This window comes from Pseudomonas sp. MDT1-85, assembly GCF_054898065.1.
Genome location: NZ_CM142715.1, coordinates 1088203 through 1107044 on the forward strand (window position 1 = coordinate 1088203; position 18842 = coordinate 1107044).

Genomic DNA, 18842 nt, shown 5'->3' on the forward strand with positions numbered 1-18842 from the left:
CGGGCGGCGCCAAACGACGGAGTCTGTCCGAAGTGCCGTGGTACGTGGCCTCGCTGGTGTTTCGGTGCTGTGCTATCGTTGCGGCATCATTTCGTTGCGATCGAAGAGAATCCCTGCATGAAGGTGGCTGTCTGGGCGACAGAGCACGTTGTTGGCTGCAAGCAAGTGCTGCTTGCCGGCCTTCTCTGTTTGTCGACGGGCGTTGCCTTAGCTCAGCCGGAAACCGACGTGAGCAAGGCCGACCAGCGCGCCAAGTCGGTTACTCAAGTGGTGCTCGGGATTCTCAGTTATGCCAGGTGGCCTGTTGAGCCTCAACCGTTGCGTCTGTGCGTGGTCGGCCCTACCGAGTACACCGACGACCTGGTCAAGGGTACAACCCAGGCCACTGGTCGGCCTGTCACCGTGCGACGGCTTTTGGCCGACAGCCCTGCCATCGTCGGGGAATGCGACGCGGTGTACATCGGCAAGCTGACCAGCGACGAGCGCAGTCGATTATTCGCCTCGCTAACAGGACGCCCGGTGGTGAGCATCAGCGAAGACGGCGATCAGTGCACCGTCGGCAGTCTGTTCTGCCTGCGGGTCGGCGATGAACAGGTGTCCTTCGAGGTCAACCTCGACTCGGTCGCTCGCAGCGGTGTGCGCATTCATCCCAGTGTGCTGCAACTGTCGCGCCGCAAGCCGGCGGCACTATGAGTCTATTCAAATCTCGTCTACGTCCGACCCTGGGTTCGGTTATCGGCCGTGGACATTTGATCGTCGCCTTGGTGGGCGTGGCCATGGCCAGTGTTTCATTGACCCTGCTGGGTGTTCTGGCCTTGCGGGTTTATGCCGATCACAACCTGCACCTGATCGCCCGCTCGATCAACTACACCGTGGAAGCCGCGGTGGTGTTCGACGATAAGGCCGCCGCCACCGAAGCGCTGGCGTTGATCGCGTCCACCGAAGAAGTGGCCGATGCACAGGTCCTGGACGAGCAAGGCGAGTTGCTTGCACGTTGGCAACGACCGGAAACGGGATTGTTGTCCGATCTTGAAATGCAGGTCGCTCGGGCGATTCTGGAAAAACCCATCAGCATGCCGATCGTCCATCAAGGTCAGGAAATCGGCAGTATCTTGCTCACCGGTCACGGTGGCAGCCTGATGCGTTTTTTGCTCAGCGGTCTGATGGGGATCGTCTTGTGTACCGCCGTCAGTGCCTGGGTTGCGCTCTATCTGGCGCGTCGACAATTGCGGGGGATCATCGGCCCGTTGCGCAGCCTGGCTGCTGTGGCTCACGCCGCCCGCAGCGAGCGAGCCTTCGACCAGCGCGTGCCGCCCGCCGATATTGCCGAACTCGACAATCTGGGCAACGACTTCAATGCCTTGCTCGATGAACTCGAATCCTGGCAGACCCACCTGCAAAACGAAAACGAAACCCTGGCCCACCAAGCCAGTCATGACAGCCTGACCGGACTGCCGAATCGAGCGTTTTTCGAAGGCCGCCTGATGCGTGCCTTGCGCAATGCCAGCAAGTTGAATGAGCGAGTGGCCGTGCTGTTTCTCGACAGCGACCGGTTCAAGGAGATCAACGATAACTTCGGTCACGCCGCCGGCGATGCGGTGCTGATCGCCGTGGCAACCCGGGTTCGTGCACAGCTTCGTGAAGAGGATCTGGTGGCGCGTCTGGGCGGTGACGAGTTTGCCGTCCTGCTGACACCGCTGCACAAGACCGAAGACGCCGAACGGATTGCCGACCAAATCATTGCCAGCATGGAAGCGCCGATTCCCTTGCCGGGCACTACCCAAGTGCTGACTTCCCTCAGTATCGGCATCGCCGTGTACCCCGATCATGGAGTCACACCGGGTGCGCTACTCGATGCTGCCGACGCCGCGATGTACCAGGCCAAACGCCTTTCCCGAGGCGCACAGCAAACGGCAGGGGCGGAGCTCTCTGTCGCCCACGTTCAAACCAGGAGCTAATTTCTGTGTTCACCTTCAATCAACGTTCTCTACGCCTTTTCACGATCACCCTGTTCCTGGCCTTGCTGGTATTGACCGGTTGCCAGACTGCACCGCAACAAGGCCTGACCCCGGCGCAGATCGCCGTGCTCAAGCAACAAGGTTTCGAGATGACTGATGAGGGCTGGGCCTATGGCCTGTCGGACAAAGTGCTGTTCAGCAGTGATGTCGAGAGCCTCAACCCTGCCAGTACCGAGATTGTCGAGCGCATTGGCAAGGCATTGTTGAGTGTGGAAATTGAACGGGTGAGGGTCGACGGCCACACCGATGCTTCGGGCAAAGAGTCCTATAACGAACAACTTTCCCTGCGTCGCGCAAAAAGCGTCGGCAAGGTTTTGGCCTCTGTCGGCATAAAAGAAGAAAACATCCAACTGCGCGGCCTGGGCAGCAGCAAGCCCGTTGCGTCCAACGACACCCCGGTCGGCCGCACCGAGAACCGTCGGGTATCGATCGTGGTGAGCGCGGATTAATCGGCGAACAACATCTCCCGACTTTCCCCCATCAACAGACCCTGATTCTGCTCAGTGACCGCGCGGATGTAATCCCACAACAGGGTAATCCGCTTGAGCTTGCGCAGGTCCTCCCGGCAGTACATCCAGAACTTCAAGGAATGCAGGTTAACCCAATGATTACGGGGGCTAACCGCCATGAGCATCCTTGAAGTTCAACCTGCTGTATCAAACACCGTTACAAGTCTCACGCTTTCCTTGAGGCCGACCACAAGGCTCGCTAAGCCGTATCACTACCGACGCAACGGTATTTACTACATGCGTCTCAGGGCTACAGGCAGCACCACTGATCTCGCTTCGGTTTCCCTCAAGACCAGCAACAGGAGGGCTGCTATGGATACCTCAGAGCAGCTATCAGGCTTCGTCAGAGCCTTTCATCTGGAGAACCCAGAGGCTTCATGGAACGAACTGAAGGAGCATTTCCGTGTTGTCTCAGTGGAGCTGTCTGAGTCTGAGCGTGATTGCGACGTTACGCAGGTGTGGGGCGGTTTGCACGATGGCAGTTCGGGACCCGTGGACGGCTCTACCAGACCTCCGAAGTTCTTAGCGAACGCTCCTGTGTCTTTATCTGTAATGGCGGCCGCAGTAACCTTTGAGGACCTTTCAGCTCTCTACTTGGCGGACCGTGGGCAGGATCAGAAGGCCTCGACCCTGAAGGAAACCAAGATTTGCCACGGGACAATTTCTACGGCTCTCGGTGACCTGGACATGCGGACTCACTCACGGGCTGACCTCGTGGCCTTGCGTGATCGTCTTGCAGATGGTCGCATGCCCTCAACGGTCAATAAGCTGCTTGTTAAACTGTCAGCTGTGCTTGCATGGGCAGTTGAAAACGGTCACATATCCAAGTCATACGACAAGAAGCTGAAGCTCACAAAGGGCCTTGAGTCGATTCGTAAAGCGTTCACACAGGACCAGATAGGCAAACTGGTTGCTTATTCCAATACCCTGCCTGAGACCTCTTGGAAGCGCTGGCTGTTGAGCCTCGGGGCAATCACTGGTGGGCGTCTGAACGAAATCTCACAGTTGACGGTAAGCGATGTTCAGACCCTTGCGTTAGGCATCACCGCCATTCACATCAACGAAGCGGGCGAAGGGAAATCCATCAAAAACAAACGCAGTGAGCGACTGGTGCCGTTAACGGATGGCGCTTACGGGTTCGACCTCGCAGCGTTCTTGCGGTACGTCGAGGCGTGCAAACTTAGTGGGGCAGACTCATTAGCTCAGATTGGCTACAAGACAGCCGGGGAGTGGGCGAACCAACACGCGATCCCGGCAGCTCTTGGGGAATCCTTTGGTCCCGGCTTGGTATTTCATTCGTTGCGTCACTCGTTGGCTTCCCTGATGCAGGCCAAAGGTGTCCCTACGGCATATGCACAGGCTGTGATGGGGCATGCATCGGGTACGATTACTTTTGATGTTTACGGCTCAGGGGTGCCCGTGGAGACCATAGCGGAGATGCTTGTGGGATTGTTTGAAGGAGGTGGTCAATGACTGTGTTAGGGACTGTTTTGGCGAGTCCTTACTTGTACAGGCGTAACAAGGTTTACTACCTGCGGTTGCGGGTTCGCGGGGTCAAGTCGGAAAGCATTACCTTCTCACTTCGTACTATTGATAAAGCCGTGGCTACCGGAATCACCAAGGACATCTTGAAGCGCCTGGCCAAGTATCACCTCGAAAGACCTTCAGCTTCTTGGAGGCAGCTTAGGGCACGTCTACCTGACATCACACAGCGGTGTTTAGCTACTGCACACGGGGACGCCTCCATGGCTGCTTACAGGACTGTCCCTGTAAAGCTTCAGGAATCAGCACCAAGTGGGCTACCAAATTCGGGTAGCGCTGGACGAGTGTGGATCAATAAAGACTTCCACTTCACGCCACGCGGTATCGCGGAGCCGCATTGCTCGATTCATAAGCCCGACTACGGCAACCTTGAAAAGAGCTTCGGTAATCCCCGTGGTGAATACAAGGTCAACCTTACCTGTTCGTCCGCTGAAGCCCAGCCGACTATCGATACGATCATTTACGCCCACGAAGCAAACTATGCGGCACTGGTGAAACAGTTCGAGAAAGACGAGCCAGCTTTGCGCGCCAAGTTGCAGAAAGGCAAGAAGCTGCTGGAACCCTACGAGGGTGACATGCCGTTCTTCGAGAATGACGATGGCACGGTGACCTTCAAGATTAAAGGCTATGCGTCGTATATCGACAGCAAGACGCAAGAGTCCAAGCCGCTGGTTCTCAAGGTCGTAGACGCCAAGGGCAGACGTATCGAGAACGTTCCGGCCATCTCGGGTGGTTCCGAACTGAAGGTTCGTTTCTCCCTTTTCCCATACGGCTGGTCGAACGTGGCCGGTGCTTCCGTGAAGCTGCAAATTGACAGTGTAATGTTGATTAAGCTGGTCGAACCGGAGAGTGATGATTCTGGTGATGTCTGGCGTGACGAGGTCGTCGAGGGCGGGTATGAAGTAGTAGACCCCGCGAGTGATGCCTATATTAAGGCTTTGCCGTGGCTCGCTTCTATTGCAACACAGGCGCCGCGTTAGCCTCTCAGTCAACCCGTAAGGGAAGGGTTTCATTCAGCGCCCCTTGGTGGCACCTCCAAGACCTCAGCAAAAGCCCCCACTAAAAACAGAAGGACATCACGTCCGACTGAATTTTGATGAGGGGACCAAACCATGCATGACGGCTTCACTGCTCGAAGCAGTTTCCAGAGTTGGTCTGACCAGCGTCGTTCCGATCCCCTGCTTACTGAAGATGCCAAATGCGCTTTTCGTTGTAACCAAAGCGCGACCCGACAGGAGCCTCAGGGGAGACAGCCTGCTGGCCCTCGGCGTGGTCGTCCTGAACTCAATACGCCCAACCCTGTTGCGTCCGTGATGCCAATGTTGTCGTTTGATCGGCCTCAGTGGGTTGATGACATCGTTTACGGGTCAGTAGCAACAGCGGCAGGTGCGAGTAAAGGCAAGTTGAATGTAAAGCCGGGGAGTGTTCTTGCTGCTTTGCATCTTGCGACCGTCTCTGCTGGAGCAGTAAGGACAACCGACATGTCTACTCGAACAGCGCAGACCATAGCCAAGGCAGCGAGACACGCGGCGCATGGAATCAACCACTACTTGAATCGACACCCCGCAATCAGGGCTCGATTGATGCTCGAATAAACGCAGGGAGTAATAGAGGAGCCATGGAGGTTAGTCATTAGGTGTGTGAGCAGTATTCGTTGACATGTGTGAGTGGTGTTCGTATATTGTCGTCATTGGAGGCAACACACCAATTTGACCTTACCCGCTAAACGGAGCCAGTGATGCAACCCAGCATGAACCTTCGCTTTACAAGTCAAGAGCCTGTCTACATTACTTTCAAGGACCATAAAAAGAGAAGTGGCGGACGGTATATTGCCCGCTATCGAAAGGTGAACTTCGATAGATGTGATTGCGATACTCCTGACTTCTCGTTAAGGGAGGTATCAATGGAATGCCAAGAGGAGTTAGGCTTTAACGGTAATATTGAACGGCTATTCTCCTTGCTTTGGGATGACGGGGGGCAGAATGAAAAAATTTCGGATTACGTCATTTCTCTTGCAGACAATAAAGGTGAGTATGTTGCAGTGAAGATCGTTGATGTTAACGACTAATTTTTGTTGGTGTCTTTGTTTCCTTTGCATCTTCAAAATTGTTGATGAAGGGCCCTTTCAGATGAAAATTACTATGTGTGTGAGCGAGGATCGTATACCTTAAGTGGCTTACGTTACCTAAGGATAGCCTCTATGCCTGCTCCGCATTTTGTAATCGACAGCCTCGCTATTGCAAAGGCGACACCCAAAAGGCGTCATATAGACCTTAAAGTAAGTTTGACCGCCGCCCTCAACGAGTTCGTTGAATTGGGTCTCTTTGATCGTGTCGAGGGGCCTGAAGGATTGACGACTTGGAGTTTGGCTGCGGGTCCTGTGGTCGCTCAGGAAGCTTTCTATGAGGACATGTTCAAGAGGCAATTCGTGTTTACTCAGTTGACCCGCGACGCCGCTTTGGGTGTGGTGCTGAGGGCGAGACATGCAGGCGACCGAGCAGCGCTTGTTGAGGCGATTCGCAAGGCTCAATGAACAGAGCAGACTTAAAAACCCTCACTAACAGGGAAGAGGCTCCCGAGTCCTCAGGCTCAGCATCGCAGTGAATGCAGGATGTTCAAGAGCCTGCGGTTCTGATTCGACAATTAAAAGCACCCACTAAAAGCGAAGAGACCCAAGAGGCTCTGTTCGTGTGCTTACTAATCCGCTTCAACCCAGAAATCCTAAGTGAGCTGATCCAACGAACTGACCTTGCTCAGCCTGACGCCTGTGTTTGGTCTCACCTCCATCAAAGCCTTATTGGCCTATCTTCTGCCACGTTCAGACCCGTTGCCGGGGACTTTATGCTGGTCGTGGAGATCGGCCAAGAGGTTGCCAAGTAAGGAGTCCGACAACTATGGGTATCGATATTACGCATAAACACGCAGGCCACATGATTGTTATTCAGGGGAAGCCCTTCAAGGCCAATGAATCAGGTATGTGGAATTTGACCGAGATTTGGCAAAACTTAAAACTTTTGAAAGCTAAACAGCCAGGTAAGTTTGTAGGTCGTAAGGAGGCCCAGCGGTTTTTGGAAACCGGAAAAATCGGTTCCGAAAGAAAGGGTTCTCAGTATCAGACCTATGCATCTAAACAAGCTGTTATTCGCTACGCCGCTTGGGTATCTCCAGAGTTTGAAGACGTTGTATATGATGCCTTCGAAGCTGTTCTTGATATGCCCGAGGTTGCTTTGTTGGTTGCCGAGAAAATGGCCGAGTTGGGGCGCGCAAAGTCAGCCGAAATATTGCGTCGGATTGCTCAGAGCGACAAAGAGGCGAGGCAAGTTGCCCTTAAGTTACTCAATAAAGGAAGGAGATTACGGAGTCTGACGCCGAGAGAAGCTGAAGTTGTGAGGCTTTCCCGTAAGGCTGCCTATTTTGAAAAGCAGCAAAGAGGAGCCTTTTAAAAGCGGCTTCGCTTATTCAATAGCCATAACTTTCAGGCCCGACCGCCAGAGAGTTAACCATCATTCAAAGCTTCTTTCTGTCTGACTTTCCGAACCATGCCGGAGCCCTGAGTGTGGGCGCTTTGAACTGGTCGTGGAGGTCGGCGGGAAGTCAGACAAAAGGAAAAATACTCAAATGAACAACAACGATTACGCATCGGTGAAGGCCAAAGGCACGCCATACGACAGCCTTATTCGACAAGAAGCTGATCGCAACAACATTCCCTACGACTACATGCACAAGCTGATCTACAACGAGTCCAGCTTTGAGCCCACTGCCAAATCCCCTAAAGGCCCTTTGGGTCTCGGACAGTTCACTGAGCTGACCGGCAAGGCTTACGGCCTGATGTCTCCCGAAGATCGTATGGACCCCGCGAAGGCGATCCCAGCGGTTGCGCGCCACCTCAAAGACCTCAGCGGGGCCTACCAGGGCGACTTACTGAAGACCGCTTTGGCGTACAACCAAGGGCAGGGCCGTTTAGGTTCCCCTCAGTTGTCCGCTCTGGACTCGGGTGACTTCACCAAGATCAGTCCAGAAGGTCAGAACTACATGCGCAAGCTGCTGGATGTTTCCGGTGACTCGCCGTCTCGCCAGTGGTTCGATGCTCAGGAGGTGACCAATCCCGGCATAAACCCAAAGGCTCAAGCCGTCACCTTTGAGGATGCTACTCAGGGCGTGGCGGCAACCTCAAAGGTCCGTGTAGGTGAAAACCTGCCCCAACTGGGGAACATGAATCTCGATGGTGGTACGGCTCCGCAAACTCAGCAGGACTACATCACTCTCAAGGATCATATCGGGAAGCCCGAGAAGGGCACCTTTGAGGGCACTGGTGATGCAACTGCTGCCTCGCTGGCTACGTCCCCGGTCGCTTCGATTTTCCGATACGCCACACAGGAAGACCATGACCCGTTGGACTGGGTGAACCCCACGGATAACTCTCAGTGGACCGCTGAGGACTACGACATGATCCGCAAGGAAGGCATAGACCCTCAGTACTTCAGCTTCGTGCAGGACTACGCCAAGGGCAAACGGGCCAACCTCCCGAATGCAATCGCCATGGCAAAGGAAAACATGGAGTACGAGCGGCGCATCAATGGAGCCGGTACGGGCGCTCAGATTGTGAGTGGTTTTGCTGGTGCTGGCCTTGACCCACTGACTTACGTTCCTGTGCCTGGAACAACCGGCGTGCGCCTTATCTCTCGGCTTGCTCAGGGTGCGATGTACTCAGGCGCTGCCGCTGTGGCATCTGAGGGCCTTCGAGAAAACATGACGGGCATTGAGGGCCACTACGGGACCGCTTTGGTTGGTGGTGCATTGTTCGGTGCAGGCGCTACGGCTCTGTTCGATAAGGCTCTGAGGGTAGCGCCTCGGGAGGCCCGCGTAGATGTCCCAGACGCTGACCTTGAGTCGATCCTTGCGAGACACAGTGAGTCGGCCTTACCGAACGAACGCATTGACCTTCATCCTGATATGGAGCCAGACGCTAACGACTTCGCTGGTCCGAGCATCCGCTTGGAGGCCCGTGAGACTGCTCGTCAGTTGGGTCAGGAAGACCCTTCACGTTTCCCATGGATGGCCGGTGAGGAGCCTAAAGAAGCCTTTGGGGTCACCTACGTGGACCATCCTAACGAGCCGGGTGCTGTGCGCCTGCAAGATGGCTCAATCCTCTCAGCCACCAATCCTCTCAATCCAAAGCTTCTGGCTGAAGCCGCTGAGGTCATGCCTGATCGTGCTGCCAAAGGTGTCTCAATGGGTGGGTTCACAGAGATTGGCTACACGCTGAATCGCTCTGAGAGCCCTGACGTCTTGGCGATTGGGAGTCAGTTGTTCCGCTCGCCTACAGGGACCGTCACAGGCTCTAACGGAAAGTTCGGGGCTACCGCTTCGGACATCATTGAGCGCATCCAAGGTCAGGACCATGTGACCTACAACAAGATGTCCGAAGAAGTCCTGGAGGCGATCAAAGACCCAAGCTATGCGATGACCGACGGAGGCCGTCAGGCTCACATTGAGCGTGCATTCCGCCGTGTTGCTGAGGCTATCGAGGAGGTGTCAGGTAACAAGCTGACCCAACTCACAGCGGGCGAGCGGAAGCTTATGGACACCATCAAGAGTCACTACGACCTCAAGGGTGACTATCTGGCTGCACCGGCTCAGTTCGGCAACCGTAAGGCTCGCCCTGTGTTGCCTGAGACGCGCCACGCTGGTTCCTACATCCCTAACATCTATTCGACTGCTGCGAAGAACCTGCACCTTCAGAAGTTCGGTGGTCAGGACGGGCTTCAGGACGCCATTAAGGAATCTTGGTTGGCCAGCTATGCGGCTCGCCCTCACGTCAAATCTCGGGTGGACAACTACCTGAAGCAAGCCGTAGAGGAAGAGCTAAAGGCACGGATGCCTAAGACAGTCGGGAAGAAGCCAGCGGCCCCAGTGGACGCCGTGAAGCTTCGGGAAGAAATCTTGGATGAACTGGTCGAGGACTACGCCACGAGGAAGGCTTTCGGGGTCGCTAAGTCTGAGGACTTCGATGAGTCGAACCTGCTTTCATTGAGTGACCAAGGAAGCATCCCCGGCTCTATGGGGTTGGCCTCCAACAACTTCCTCGAAGGGCGTCACCTGTTCGACTCGGACATGACAGTCCCGCTGTCTGATGGCTCTCAGTTCGCCGTGAATGACCTTCGTGAGTTTGACCTGTCCCGTATCACTCCCAGCTATGACCGCCGTGTAAACGGTGACATTGGGATCATGGGCGCGACAGGCAGGACCACAGGGGAACTCCTTCACGACATCACTAAGGTGAAAACCCCTGTGGCATCTGAGCGTAAGGCCCTTGAGGAGTCCGTGAAGATTCTGACAGGCCGTGCCCGTCGTGATCCTGAAGGCGCCTTGGCGACTGCCGCTCGGGCTCTGACAGACATGAGTTTCTTTGCAAAGAACGCCTATATGGGTGTGCAGTCCATCACTGAGGTTGCCGCAATGGTGACTAAGGGGCATACACGGATGCTCTTGAAGGGCGTGCCGATCCTGAAGGACATGACCGCGTGGGGCTCCAAGATCAAGGCTAACGACCTCGCTGATATGCATCTGATGGTCTTCGGGCGTGAGCTGGATAATCACATCCGTCCAACCCGTCAGGACATCATTCAGCGCCTGCGTGACCATGCTGACACTAACCCGGCGCTCGCTCAGGTCGTGGGGACAATCAAGTACGGCACTCAGGAAGCAGCAGCGTGGTCACCGTTCACCAAGTTCCTCACAGAGTCGTCCAACTACATCGCAGACGCTGGCCGTCAAGGGGTTCTCTCGGACTTCGTGAACCATGTTGTGACGGGGCGTAGCTCGAAGCTTTTTGAGCATGAGCGCTTGAAGTCGATGTCAATCACTTCTGAGCAGTTCACGGGAATGAAGGACCTCATTGCGACCTACGTTAAGAAGCAGCCCGACGGGTCCTATAAGGTCTCTGACAGAGCAGCCTTCCAGCGTGATCCTCGGACGATGGACCTGTGGCGCATGGGCGATAAGATCGCTGATGAAACCATCCTGCGCCCTCACAAGTTCTCCTCGACAGACACTGAGGCCTACGGTGCTGGTGTGAAAATGGCGATGCAATTCAAAAACTTCACGATGCGCTCAGTCAACTCCAGGCTCATCCGTGGTTATCACGATGCGACCAAGAACGGGCGAGCGATTGACCAGACAATGCAGGCGGTCCTTTCGACGGGTCTGGCTATGACTGGCTACGTGGCAATGAAATACAGCCAAGCGTCGGGGATGCCGAAGGACCAGCGCGAGAAGCTCCTACAGCAATCGCTTGATCCCAACATGCTGGCCTATGCGGCTATCTCCCGTAGTTCCCACATAGGCGCACCGCTGGGCTTGGTGAACATCATCGCTGCACCTTTAGGATTCGATCAGGCCGCAATGGTCCGCTCCTCGATTCTCCCACGGGGCCCTAAAGAGCAGCGTCCGCAAGGTGCCATGAAGTACAGCGCAACGAAGGACGACCGGACTACCGCCGTGCTTGGTCGAGTTGCTGAGCAAGTTCCGGCTTACGGGGTTCTCTCCAGTGCTGGACAAGTTGGTTACAACGCCTTCGGGGCATCCGGTACGGACTCTCGCCGTGCAGACCAAGAGTACATGACAGGCGTTTTCAATGGCCTGCGTGGGCTCGTGCCTAACGATCCAGTCAGCCAGAAGTTGTTGCTGATGATGATGGAAGGGCAGGGCGTAGAGATTCGTTAAAACACAGTCCCACAATCTGCATCCAGCGAAGTGATTGGTGCATTTGGTTGGGCTTTCCGCAGCTCTTTCTTATAGAGCATCCACGTGATTCCTCGCAGGCCGTTGAAAACGCTTGTCATGGAAATCCCGCAATCAATCAACTCACGCCTTTGGCTGCCTTCTGGACCACGCTCAGACCCATCATAAGGTCGAGTAGCTGGGCCGTGGAGGTCGGCCAGAGGGCGAATATAATATGGAGAAAATAAAACATGACCAGTTTTAAAACTGCCTGTCTCACTGTCGGCGATGCCCGAATTTATAAAGTAAAAGCAACCCTCGCTGACCTGCATGTGGCGGCAGATGATTTATCCGCTGGTGACCTCTCAGATTTTCATTCGATGCAATCAGGCCGCGATCCTGCCGAGGTTTTTCCCAAGGCTCTCGATGAGACAACTCACGCAATCAAGTTCGGTTCCCGTGTGCTGGCTGTGGGCGGGCATGCGCGGGGAGGCATTTGGTTTGTTACGACGAACGTAGTTACGGAACTCTCGAAAGCCGAGCGGTATCGGTTCTACAGAGTCCTGAAGAGTCACTTGGAAGACATCAAACGCGGGAGTTGCAGCGGAGTAGCGCTAACCAACTTTGTCGCCGTCGGTAATCGTGCTCACGTCCGGCTCTTAGAGGTGCTTGGGGCAACATTCCAGGCTGACTACTCCATTAGCCCTGCTGGGTTCCCTTTCAAACAATTTTGGCTATAGGAGAGTTTTTTATGTGTGATCCAACAGGAGGTATTGCCACGGTTGCGATAGTTAGCGCCATGAGCGCAGCTATGGGCGCGAGAGAAAGCGCCAAGGCCAAGGGACAAATGACGGACAACGAACGGAAGCAACAAAACGAAATCGTCAAGCAGGCTAACTTTGCGGAGAACGATCAGAAGCTTGCGACCGTTGATAAACACGACGAAGCTCGTCGCCAACTCACCGAGGTGAACATCCAGACCATCCGCAATCAAGGCACCATCCGGGCAGCAATTGGCGAGTCTGGCCTTTCGGGTCACTCAATGGACCGTCTCCGTAATTCCGTGGACAACGACGCCTCAGCTCAGCGGCTGAACATTACCGATAACTATGAGCGTGACTACCAGGCCATCTTTGCGAATCGTGTAGGCAGCTCAGAGAACGCCAAGGCCGCAGTGCGTGGTCAAGGCGGTAAGAGGTACAACGTGAACAACATCGCGAACGCGCTGAACATCGTATCTTCGGGCGTTCAAGGATACGCAGCGGCGGACGGTAAATTCGGCAAGGGCGCCTCTGGAACTCCGAAGGGTGGTAACAGTGTGAGTGTGCAGAATGGAGGCACACGGTAATTCTCAAAGGGGACCTTAACGGGTTCCCTTATTTTTCAAAATGGCCACCTCTGAGAGGCCCGGTCCGTAAGGCCTCCAAATACCCCCACTATAAGCAGAGGGGACTTAAGGTTACTTACTACTTATAGCCCCATTAAAATACCTAAGAGGCTGTACTATGTGAAGGTGGTTTCATTATCAATATCACCTAACCCTACAGCTTAAGGAGGGCTAAGCGACGATTACTCAGTGGAAGGCTGTATTGCTTTACTCCGCACCTGGTTTCACATCGTGTCACCTACCGATTTCTTGGCTTATTCGTTGTCACTCTTGGAGTTGCTCAAGTTGGTCTTCTGGTCGAATGCCTTGGGGATGTCGTCTGTGTTCAATTTGGTGACTGTGCTGGGTGACCTTGCCATTATAATGGGATAAAAGAGTTTTCATCGTCGAGGCGGCCAAGGTGCAGTTCATATTTGTCACCTAAAGCTGTCGAGATTCTCTCCACCTGTTGAAATACCCGCTCTATCGGATATCCAGGGTCTTCGTCTCGAAGCACGCATACAATGTGTATTTTTGATAGGGCTTCATATCCGGGATATTGAGACTCCCATCGGGATATGTTGCGGTTTAAAATCATCCGCATCAGCGGGTAAAAACGCTGTGTCGATATAGATCTAACTTCTATTGCGATAGTGTCGCCGTCCTTTGAGGCTATAAAGTCAAATGCAGGTACCGAAATGGCATGTTGCGGTGAGCTGATTTCATAGCCGGACTTTAGATAGTACTCAGCTACAGCTTTCTCTATTAGATATTCCATGGCGGCAGGAGAGTCTGAGCGATAAGAGTAAATTATCAGCTCTCGATCCTCTTCATTTATATCTATCTCTCCCAGTTTTGCTGTTGCCTTTCCAATAACCTCCAAAAGATTGCCGGCAAGACCTTTTATTTGATCGAATTCAGATTTTTTCACGTTGCGGTTGTGTGCTACCTTGTTTCTTAGTTTGTAAAGTAACTCCCATTTCTTCTCAAGGCTGTGATCTTTTTCGTCAACCAGCGATGAGAAATATTTTTCCCAATTTGACCGGGGAACATACTTTAAAATTCTCTCTTTGTCGTCGGCGTTGAATTGTGTTTTGGACAAGATTCTATCGAGCTCCTCAATAGTGATGTCCCGCTTCTTCTCAAATAGTACTTGGCTTAAGTGGATGAAATCTAATTTGTGTAGGTCGTTTAGGTATGGCTCTTCATCTTCGTACTTTTCAATTTTTTTGAATAGCTCGGGATTGATTGCATCTTTAGACCAGTTCATTCCTACGGTGATGAGCATGAATTTGGCTATCAGGCGCCGCATCAAATTCTCAACTTCATTGATGATCGGATACGCCTTTTCTGCATATATTCGGCCAACGCCATCCCACAAAGTATTTACTGCTGTAGCTCCTGGAGATATTCGCTCGATGATGGTTTTGAGTCTCTCTGATAACTCTGAAAATTCATCAATGTGGGTTTGTTGTTCGCATTCAAGTAGAAGTAAGAAGTATCTCTCGTTCTTTGATTTAACTTTGTCTGTCTCTATGCGGAACTTTGCTGAGACCTGGTCTCTGCCTTTTGGCGTCTTTCTATAGCTTATCTTGTTTCCTGTGACTGATATTAATGAGTCTACTTTAAGGAAGTCGATGAATGCTTTTTTTGTGCTGCAAAATGCCTCATCCTCCGGCATTAGTATTAAAAGTTCTGTTTTCAATGGTCTTCCTTGGCTGGATAGTTAATGTGCGCTGTCGGTTCTACAACTTGGTGCTTGCGTCTCAGTTATCTGGCGGCGATACAGCCGACAGTGATAGCTGTAATATTTTAGTTTGTCAGGAAAAGCGAAGAAAACCGCATGATAGCAGACTGACATTGGTCTTAAGACTCCTTTGAGAATCTGACAGAAAAATCTCAATGACCACCTCAGTGTTTCTATGGTCCCAAAGCCCCCCGTACACCCCTCACGCCTGAGCCTTATCGTGCGCCCGCATGGGGTCCTTATCGCGCTCGCTCGGGCTTCTGGAAGCTGGTCCGTCTCGATGTCTGCGAGTGCCTCTTGGTGTTACAAATCGAGTACCAACCGCTGTTACAAATCCTTGGCAAATGCTTGCTGACTTCAGTACGATCCTGCTACCTGATTCCTTGAAGAACAGTCAGTCGGCGAACAACATCTCCCGACTTTCCCCCATCAACAGACCCTGATTCTGCTCAGTGACCGCGCGGATGTAATCCCACAACAGGGTAATCCGCTTGAGCTTGCGCAGGTCCTCCCGGCAGTACATCCAGAACTGTCGGGTAAGGGTGATCTCTTGCGGCAACACCGGCAGCAATCGCGGGTCTTGAGCCGCCAGGAAGCACGGCAGAATCGCCAGTGACCGTCCCTGCTGAGCGGCTACGAACTGCGCGATCACACTCGTGCTACGCAGATTGGCACTTGCACCGGGCAACACATTCGCCAGGTACAGCAGCTCCGAGCTGAACGCCAGATCGTCCACATAACTGATGAATTGATGCTTGCCCAAGTCTGCCGGGCGGCGGATCGGTGGGTGCTTGTCCAGATAATCCTGGGTCGCATACAGCTGCAATCGGTAGTCGCAGAGTTTGCAGCACACATACGGGCCGTGTTCCGGCCGCTCCAGCGCGATGACGATGTCTGCTTCACGCTTGGACAGGCTGATGAAGTGCGGCAACGGCAGGATGTCCACCGAGATTGCTGGGTAGGTATCGACGAAATGGCTCAGCTGCGGAGTGATGAAAAAGCTGCCGAAACCTTCGGTGCAGCCCATGCGCACATGCCCGGACAATGCCACGCCTGAGCCCGAAACCTGTTCGCAGGCCATGTGCAGCGTGCTTTCGATCGACTCGGCGTAACCCAGCAGCCGCTGGCCCTCGGCAGTCAGGACGAAACCGCTGGTCCGGGACTTCTCGAACAGCAATGTGCCCAATGAGGCTTCTAGCGAACTGATGCGTCGCGACACGGTGGTGTAGTCCACCGCCAGGCGCTTGGCTGCGGTGCTAGCCTTGCGAGTGCGGGCAACCTCGAGGAAAAACTTGAGGTCATCCCAGTTCAACGAGCCTAAAGACGTGATGTTTTTTTGCATGATGGACCGGCTTTTATGTGCGTTCTTATTAGAAGTTTGCACATCTATACTCCAAAAACAGTCCGACAACCAATTCGCGACACACGCCTCATCTCAAGGCGACTTTCTCGCCTTGGCTCCAAAGATCGCTCTCTAAATAAGAACAACGTCCGGAGACCAATATGAACGCATCGTTAGAAACCACCGTGCAAAAGGTCAAATTGTTGATCGATGGGGAGTGGGTCGAATCCCAGACCACCGAGTGGCACGACATCGTCAACCCGGCGACCCAACAAGTGTTGGCCAAAGTCCCCTTCGCGACAGCCGCCGAAGTCGATGCCGCCATCAGCGCCGCCCATCGTGCCTTCCAGACCTGGAAGCTGACGCCGATCGGCGCGCGGATGCGCATCATGCTCAAGCTTCAGGCGCTGATTCGCGAACACTCCAAGCGTATTGCCGTGGTGCTCAGCAATGAGCAGGGCAAAACCATCGCCGACGCTGAAGGCGATATCTTCCGCGGCCTGGAAGTGGTCGAACACGCTTGCTCCATTGGCAGCCTGCAAATGGGCGAGTTCGCCGAGAACGTCGCTGGCGGTGTCGATACCTACACCCTGCGTCAGCCAATCGGCGTCTGTGCCGGCATTACCCCATTCAACTTCCCGGCGATGATCCCGCTGTGGATGTTCCCGATGGCCATCACCTGCGGCAACACCTTCGTGCTCAAGCCGTCCGAACAGGACCCGATGTCGACCATGCTGCTGGTGGAACTGGCCATCGAGGCCGGCATTCCGCCGGGTGTGCTCAACGTCGTTCATGGTGGCAAGGATGTGGTGGACGCGCTTTGCACCCACAAGGACATCAAGGCTGTTTCGTTCGTCGGTTCGACCGCGGTCGGCACTCACGTCTACGACTTGGCCGGTAAACACGGCAAGCGCGTGCAATCGATGATGGGTGCGAAGAACCACGCCGTTGTGCTGCCCGATGCGAATCGCGAGCAAGCCCTCAATGCCCTGGTCGGCGCCGGTTTTGGCGCGGCCGGGCAACGTTGCATGGCCACCTCGGTGGTGGTGCTGGTAGGCGCGGCCAAACAATGGCTGCCGGACCTGAAAGCGCTGGCGCAGAAACTCAAGGTCAATGCCGGCAGCGAGCCGGGCACTGATGTTGGCCCGGTGATTTCCAAGCGAGCCAAGGCACGGATTCTCGATCTGATCGAAAGCGGCATCAAGGAAGGCGCCAAGCTGGAACTGGACGGTCGCGACATCAGCGTTCCGGGTTACGAGAAGGGTAACTTTGTCGGCCCGACCCTGTTCTCTGGCGTCACTCCCGAGATGCAGATCTACACTCAGGAAATCTTCGGCCCAGTGCTGGTGGTATTGGAAGTCGATACCCTCGATCAGGCCATCGCACTGGTCAATGCTAACCCGTTCGGCAACGGCACGGGGTTGTTCACCCAAAGCGGTGCCGCGGCGCGTAAATTCCAGACGGAAATCGACGTCGGCCAGGTCGGCATCAACATCCCGATTCCGGTGCCGGTGCCATTCTTCAGCTTCACCGGTTCCCGTGGTTCGAAGCTCGGTGACCTCGGTCCGTATGGCAAGCAAGTGGTGCAGTTCTACACTCAAACCAAGACCGTCACTGCACGCTGGTTCGACGATGACAGCGTCAACGACGGTGTGAACACCACCATCCACTTGCGATAAGGAGCCGGACATGAAAATCGCTTTTATCGGTCTCGGCAATATGGGCGCGCCGATGGCGCGCAACCTGATCAAGGCCGGCCATTCACTGCGCCTGGTCGACCTGAACAAAGCTGTGCTGGCAGAGCTCGAGCAACTGGGCGGCAGCATCAGCGCTTCGGCGCGTGAAGCGGCTCAGGATGCAGAGCTGGTGATCACCATGCTGCCAGCCGCTGTCCATGTGCGCAGCGTCTGGCTGGGCGAAGACGGCGTGCTGGCGGGGATTGCCAAGGGCGTGCCCGCAGTGGATTGCAGCACCATCGATCCGCAAACGGCGCGCGACGTTGCCGCAGCGGCCGCCAAACAAGGCGTTGCCATGGCCGATGCGCCGGTCTCCGGCGGCACTGGCGGTGCAGCGGCCGGGACGTTGACTTTCATGGTCGGCGCCACGCCTGAGCTGTTCGCGACCCTGCAACCGGTGCTGGCGCAGATGGGCCGTAACATCGTCCACTGTGGCGAAGTCGGCACCGGTCAAATCGCCAAGATCTGCAATAACCTGCTGCTGGCGATTTCCATGGTCGGCGTCAGCGAGGCCATGGCCTTGGGCGATGCATTGGGGATCGACACGACGGTGCTGGCGGGGATCATCAACAGTTCCACCGGGCGTTGCTGGAGTTCGGAGATGTACAACCCGTGGCCCGGCATCGTCGAAACGGCGCCGGCCTCGCGCGGGTACACCGGCGGTTTCGGTGCCGAACTGATGCTCAAGGATCTGGGGCTGGCCACTGAGGCGGCACGTCAGGCGCACCAACCGGTGGTGCTCGGCGCGGTGGCGCAGCAGTTGTATCAGGCGATGAGTCAGCGTGGGGAAGGTGGCAAGGACTTCTCGGCAATCATCAACAGCTATCGAAAACCGCAGTAAGAGGTTTTTCCGGGGATCT

Annotated in this window: 15 protein-coding genes and 1 pseudogene; 13 read left to right on the forward strand and 3 right to left on the reverse strand. The window is 54.7% G+C overall.

The window, feature by feature from the left end:
• Positions 1–117 precede the first annotated feature (117 nt).
• From ACYZT2_RS04820 to ACYZT2_RS04830, 3 genes are read left to right on the forward strand one after another with little or no spacing between them, the layout of a single operon-like run.
• The gene (locus tag ACYZT2_RS04820) at positions 118–693 is read left to right on the forward strand and encodes a YfiR family protein (protein WP_461970571.1); all 576 of its coding nucleotides are present in this window, start codon (positions 118–120) and stop codon (positions 691–693) included.
• Positions 690–1958 (forward strand): diguanylate cyclase domain-containing protein, encoded by a 1269-nt coding sequence (locus tag ACYZT2_RS04825; protein WP_461970573.1) that lies wholly within the window; start codon positions 690–692, stop codon positions 1956–1958. Before ACYZT2_RS04820 ends, ACYZT2_RS04825 begins: the two co-directional genes overlap by 4 nt.
• Before the next feature lie 5 nt (positions 1959–1963).
• Positions 1964–2467, forward strand: coding sequence for an OmpA family protein (locus ACYZT2_RS04830; protein WP_461970575.1), 504 nt, complete (start codon positions 1964–1966; stop codon positions 2465–2467).
• On the opposite strand, the pseudogene ACYZT2_RS04835 reads toward ACYZT2_RS04830, so the two are convergent.
• Positions 2464–2601 (reverse strand): annotated as a pseudogene (locus ACYZT2_RS04835) (LysR family transcriptional regulator); the annotation flags it as partial. The gene ACYZT2_RS04830 and the pseudogene ACYZT2_RS04835 overlap by 4 nt on opposite strands.
• A gap of 43 nt (positions 2602–2644) precedes the next feature.
• Here ACYZT2_RS04835 and ACYZT2_RS04840 point away from each other — a divergent pair.
• From ACYZT2_RS04840 to ACYZT2_RS04875, 8 genes are all read left to right on the forward strand, one after another.
• Positions 2645–4000 (forward strand): tyrosine-type recombinase/integrase, encoded by a 1356-nt coding sequence (locus ACYZT2_RS04840; RefSeq protein WP_461970577.1) that lies wholly within the window; start codon positions 2645–2647, stop codon positions 3998–4000.
• Entirely contained in the window at positions 3997–5049 is a 1053-nt protein-coding gene (locus tag ACYZT2_RS04845) for a hypothetical protein (RefSeq protein ID WP_461970579.1), read from the forward strand. The genes ACYZT2_RS04840 and ACYZT2_RS04845 overlap by 4 nt, the downstream gene beginning before the upstream one ends.
• A gap of 758 nt (positions 5050–5807) precedes the next feature.
• Positions 5808–6137 (forward strand): hypothetical protein, encoded by a 330-nt coding sequence (locus ACYZT2_RS04850; RefSeq protein WP_461970581.1) that lies wholly within the window; start codon positions 5808–5810, stop codon positions 6135–6137.
• Between the two features lie 132 nt (positions 6138–6269).
• Positions 6270–6602, forward strand: a complete 333-nt coding sequence (locus ACYZT2_RS04855) for a hypothetical protein (RefSeq protein WP_461970583.1) — start codon at positions 6270–6272, stop codon at positions 6600–6602.
• 361 nt (positions 6603–6963) lie between these two features.
• On the forward strand, positions 6964–7512 hold the full coding sequence (locus tag ACYZT2_RS04860; protein ID WP_461970585.1) for a KilA-N domain-containing protein: 549 nt from the start codon (positions 6964–6966) through the stop codon (positions 7510–7512).
• A gap of 175 nt (positions 7513–7687) precedes the next feature.
• Positions 7688–11794, forward strand: a complete 4107-nt coding sequence (locus ACYZT2_RS04865) for a transglycosylase SLT domain-containing protein (RefSeq protein WP_461970587.1) — start codon at positions 7688–7690, stop codon at positions 11792–11794.
• A 248-nt stretch (positions 11795–12042) separates the two neighbouring features.
• Positions 12043–12531, forward strand: coding sequence for a phage protein Gp13 family protein (locus tag ACYZT2_RS04870; protein WP_461970589.1), 489 nt, complete (start codon positions 12043–12045; stop codon positions 12529–12531).
• Positions 12532–12542: 11 nt separating this feature from the next.
• Positions 12543–13139: a virion core protein, T7 gp14 family gene (locus tag ACYZT2_RS04875; protein WP_461970591.1), complete on the forward strand. Its 597-nt coding sequence runs from the start codon at positions 12543–12545 to the stop codon at positions 13137–13139.
• Positions 13140–13536: 397 nt separating this feature from the next.
• On the opposite strand, the gene ACYZT2_RS04880 is transcribed toward ACYZT2_RS04875, so the two are convergent.
• Together ACYZT2_RS04880 and ACYZT2_RS04885 are read right to left on the reverse strand one after the other, a co-directional pair.
• Positions 13537–14862 (reverse strand): hypothetical protein, encoded by a 1326-nt coding sequence (locus ACYZT2_RS04880; RefSeq protein ID WP_461970593.1) that lies wholly within the window; start codon positions 14860–14862, stop codon positions 13537–13539.
• Positions 14863–15298: 436 nt separating this feature from the next.
• Entirely contained in the window at positions 15299–16246 is a 948-nt protein-coding gene (locus ACYZT2_RS04885) for a LysR family transcriptional regulator (RefSeq protein WP_461970595.1), read from the reverse strand.
• Positions 16247–16407: 161 nt separating this feature from the next.
• Between ACYZT2_RS04885 and ACYZT2_RS04890 the strand changes: the two genes are divergently transcribed.
• Entirely contained in the window at positions 16408–17925 is a 1518-nt protein-coding gene (locus tag ACYZT2_RS04890) for a CoA-acylating methylmalonate-semialdehyde dehydrogenase (RefSeq protein WP_461970597.1), read from the forward strand.
• A gap of 10 nt (positions 17926–17935) precedes the next feature.
• Positions 17936–18823, forward strand: a complete 888-nt coding sequence (gene mmsB, locus ACYZT2_RS04895) for a 3-hydroxyisobutyrate dehydrogenase (protein ID WP_030128141.1) — start codon at positions 17936–17938, stop codon at positions 18821–18823.
• The last annotated feature ends 19 nt before the right edge of the window (positions 18824–18842 follow it).